Source organism: Arthrobacter sp. MYb224, from assembly GCF_002975455.1.
Taxonomy (GTDB): Bacteria; Actinomycetota; Actinomycetes; order Actinomycetales; family Micrococcaceae; genus Glutamicibacter.
This window is the reverse complement of the sequence record NZ_PCPU01000017.1, coordinates 1-3,715: the sequence shown is the minus strand read 5'-3', so window position 1 is coordinate 3,715 and position 3,715 is coordinate 1. Positions and strand designations below refer to the sequence as shown.

Annotated in this window: 1 protein-coding gene and 3 tRNA genes; all 4 read right to left on the bottom strand. The window is 51.1% G+C overall.

Annotated elements, in window-relative coordinates:
- Window positions 1-1,047 precede the first annotated feature (1,047 nt).
- Window positions 1,048-1,120 (bottom strand) — tRNA-Glu (locus CQ017_RS17720).
- 48 nt (window positions 1,121-1,168) lie between these two features.
- Window positions 1,169-1,240, bottom strand: a tRNA-Gln gene (locus tag CQ017_RS17715).
- 299 nt (window positions 1,241-1,539) lie between these two features.
- Window positions 1,540-1,613, bottom strand: a tRNA-Pro gene (locus tag CQ017_RS17710).
- Between the two features lie 95 nt (window positions 1,614-1,708).
- Window positions 1,709-3,085, bottom strand: coding sequence for an FAD-binding oxidoreductase (locus tag CQ017_RS17705; protein ID WP_096286796.1), 1,377 nt, complete (start codon window positions 3,083-3,085; stop codon window positions 1,709-1,711).
- Between the last annotated feature and the right edge of the window lie 630 nt (window positions 3,086-3,715).

Below are 3,715 nucleotides of genomic sequence, written 5' to 3'. Positions count from 1 at the left end.
TTATATATCCACCAAATTAAAAATAATTCGGTATCAATAAACTTGGCACACTATTGAGTTCTCAAACAACAAACACTTACCGGTTCTTTACCCACTCTTTCGAGCGGCAATTTCGTCCAGCGTTATATTTATATTTTATACCGTTGAATTCCTGAAAGTCAAATCAATTATTTGTGATTTGAATCGGTATTCTTGGTTCCCATTAATTTCGCTTTATCCACAGTGACCTGTGTAAAACTCTTGATTTTCTGGGGATTATCACCGAATTTTGTACCGGTTTTTGTTCCGGCCTTGTTTCGGCGACAGATAAAAACTATACACAGATTTGCGGGATGTTTCAAATCGGGAGGCCCTTTTCCGAGGTGACCGTGCACACAGGCCCTTATTCTCTCTATGACCGGACTTCATCTCGGTAGACACTGTCAAAGTTCAACAGGCCTAGACCGCACCCGACACACGGTTGCTTGCTCACTATTGACCTCCGAATAATCACTATCGCTGAATGCTTCGATGCTTATGCGCAGTGACGTTCAATTTCGGCATGCCGAGGCGCCCAACAGTTTGAGAGGCCAGGCAGCGCGAAGATGGGAAACGCAGACTCCCTTCCGATGAGATGGTTCCACCGGCCGGCATCCGAGATGAAATTGATAAACCCAGACGTTGAGCTGGCGTCCCCGGGCTGGAACCTCGACCAGTCGAAGGGTGAAACTTGGCTAAGTGAATCCCCGTTGCTGAACATCTCGTGGATCCCACTGCCCTCGATGACATCACCGGGCGCAAACTACGGCAGTACTTAAACCCGGTCCACAGGCATCGTTGCATTCGCGACCTACTGTAGTGACACAATGCGGGTAGGCCGTGTGTCTGTCCCGGCCACTCAACCACCAGCTAGCGCATCGTTCGTTCCCGTGGTGATACTGCCGTTCGCCTCGCTCCGACAGAAGATGCTGAAGTAACAGTAACGCGTGCGCAAAGGATGGCCACGAAGTTCGATGAGCGTAATCTTAAAGCAAAAAACGCGGAACCGAAGTTCCGCGTTTTGATGTGTGACCCCAACGGGATTCGAACCCGTGTTGCCGCCGTGAGAGGGCGGAGTACTAGGCCGCTATACGATGGGGCCGTACGCTGAAGATTTCTCTTCAACTCACCAAATTACTCTGGTGAAGCGCTGGGATACCAGGACTCGAACCTAGAATGACGGAACCAGAAACCGTTGTGTTGCCAATTACACCATATCCCAATGTGACTTGGCTTCCTCAGTGAAGACCATCAAGATCATTCTCTTCGAAATGCCTTAGCACGAGATATAACTATACATAAGAAAACTCGTTTAGGCATCTTTTGAGCCCTTCTCCTCGAGTGATCTACAGCTCTATTGTGTTGAGGTGCAGTTTTACGTCAAAACAGAGCCCGACTACAGGTACGCGGGGAGTGGAACGGCGGGCTTGGATACCTCTGGCGATGGACGGTGAAATATGCGCACGACACCCTCAACCAAAAATAAGGGGGTCCCTAGGGACCCCCTTATTCATTTGCTAGTCGGGATAACAGGATTTGAACCTGCGACCTCGTCGTCCCGAACGACGCGCGCTACCAAGCTGCGCTATATCCCGTAACTCTACAACGGTTATACACTACACCCGGGGATGCGTCTGTGCTAAATCTGCCAGTGAGCTATTGAAGAAGGAACGGACGTCGTTCAAGGAAACTAAAGTGCCTTGCCGGGGTTGAGAATATTCCTCGGGTCAAACAGCGCTTTGATTTCTTGCTGGAGAAGCAGAACGTCAGCAGTTTGTTCCCAGCTCAACCAATCGCGTTTGATAAGGCCGACTCCATGTTCACCGGTGATGGTTCCGCCCATCTCGATGGCCAATCGAATTGATCCTTCCAATGCCTTAGAAAGTCTCGCCAGAGGATCGACTCCGGCACCGGGTTCAACCGAGAATGTAGGATGCAGGTTGCCGTCCCCCGCATGGGCGATGACTCTGACATCTACCTCGTGAGAGTAAGCGATCTGTCGCAGTTCTCGCACGTAGTCGGACATCTTGCTCTTTGGCACTGCAATGTCCTCCCCCATGCGATAGGCATCGTCTTTGGTATCTCCACGGCTTGTTCGCCGCATTTCGATAAGCGTTGTGGCTTCGTCCGCACCGGAGTCGCTGAGGGTTACTTCTTGGTTCTCGAAGGTCTCGCGAATGACAGCTTCTTCCTTTTCGGCGCCATATCCATCCACCCTGACTAAGAGCATGGCACCACCATGCGCTGCATAGTTGGTCGAGTATTGATCATCTAAGATTTCGATAGTCGGCAAATCAAGGAGCTCCAGAATGGCCGGCTGTACGCGGGCGCGGGCTATGCGTTGAACGCCAAGGACTGCTGCTTCCAAACTTGGGAATAACATCGAGATGTCGCGCTCATCCACCGGCAAATATCGTAAGCGCAGCACCGCGCGCACCACGACGCCAAGTGTTCCCTCCGAACCGGTAAACAATCCGGTGAGGTCGTAGCCTGCAACACCTTTGAAGGTATTACGTCCCAGATGAACTAAACGGCCATCCGACAGAACAACGTCTACAGCAAGTACCGATTCACGTGTCACTCCGTATTTGGCACAGCGTAGACCACCAGCATTGGTGGCAATATTGCCACCAATGGTAGACATCTTATAGCTGGCCGGATCCGGTGCGTACATGAGACCGTGTTCGGAGACAGCTACGTTCAAGTCATAGTTGATCACTCCAGGTTCCACCACCGCGACTTCGTCTTCGGGGCGAACTTCCACGATTCGGTTCATCTGCATGAGGTTCAGGACAATGCACTTACCGGTTACGTGAACGCCTCCGGATACACCGGTACCGGCACCACGCGAAACAACGGGCATGCGATGTTCGTAGGCCAGTCGCATTACCTTTTGGACGTCTTCAACCGTTCGGGGGTAAACCACGGCCAGAGGCATGATGGGGTCGCCGACGAATTGCCCGAAGTCCCGGGAATTCTCCAGTAGTACTTCTGCGCGCTGTTCCAGTTGCTCAGCAGAAAGCACTGTGTTCAGTTGGATAAGAAAATCTGACTGCGTTTCTGACATAAGACGTCCTTGTCGTATGATCCGGAGATTCTGTGGTCGTCGATCTTCCGCAGCCTAATCGAATACTTCCAGTCGGGAAGATATCTTGTCATCGTAATCAACCCAGGGCCCAGCTAGGCTCCATACCAACTGAATCTGCTACTTACCTCGGAAGTCGAGCATATCCTGTCGTTACATATAGATCAGTGTTTGTTGAGCAGGTAGTATCTTCTCGATGTGTTTTCTCTTGACGGGAATCGAATTGGTAGCGTCGAGATCTAGGCAGCGATGACTCTATACTCGTGAACGTAGAATCACACCATGAGGAAATGCATTCGGCTGTCGTCATCGTCGGACATACCGTCCACCCATTATCCAAGCATCCCTGTTTAACGCCATTTCGCGCGTGACTAACCTTGTACGGTTTCGAATAAAACAGAGTCAAGCACTTATCGATTGGTGCCACAAGGTCGGAGTCGACGCCGCGTATATTGACGGATGAACTTACGCCATATAACAAAACGCGGGTCGAAGATCCCTGCCTATGGGCATGAGCATCAGCGAACATCAGAACTGGGCTCATCAATCAACCGGCGGAGCACTACACAGCGCCGACAAGAACAAAGCCTATGCAGGAAGATGGAGTAGTGA